Source organism: Methylophaga sp. SB9B, assembly GCF_004832235.1.
GTDB lineage: Bacteria > Pseudomonadota > Gammaproteobacteria > Nitrosococcales > Methylophagaceae > Methylophaga > Methylophaga muralis.
The window spans coordinates 1-255 of the sequence record NZ_SSXS01000052.1 but is presented as its reverse complement, the minus strand read 5'-3'; the positions used below and the strand labels follow the sequence as shown (position 1 = coordinate 255).

Here is a 255-nt window from a genome sequence, read left to right as displayed (position 1 = left end):
GCTGCAGAATTAAATTGCTAAAGTTGCCTCAAATCACCTTCATAACAAATATAATTGCTGATAAATCAATTTTTAAAGCATAAAATGCTTTTAATATAAATTATTGGAGTAAATCATGACTGAAAAACTGGATCGTTATGACCAGATGATTCTCGAGATCCTGCAAAAGCAGGGACGAATTTCCAATCAGGAATTGGCTGAAGCGATCAACCTCTCGCCCTCGCCAACGCTGCGACGCGTTAAGCAAATGGAAGA

General features: G+C 38.0%; 1 protein-coding gene. It reads left to right on the top strand.

Annotated features, from left to right (window positions below; translation table 11 throughout):
• Nucleotides 1-115 precede the first annotated feature (115 nt).
• Nucleotides 116-255: Lrp/AsnC family transcriptional regulator (locus tag E8Q33_RS15095; RefSeq protein WP_136555713.1), on the top strand; the 140-nt coding region annotated here is incomplete at its 3' end.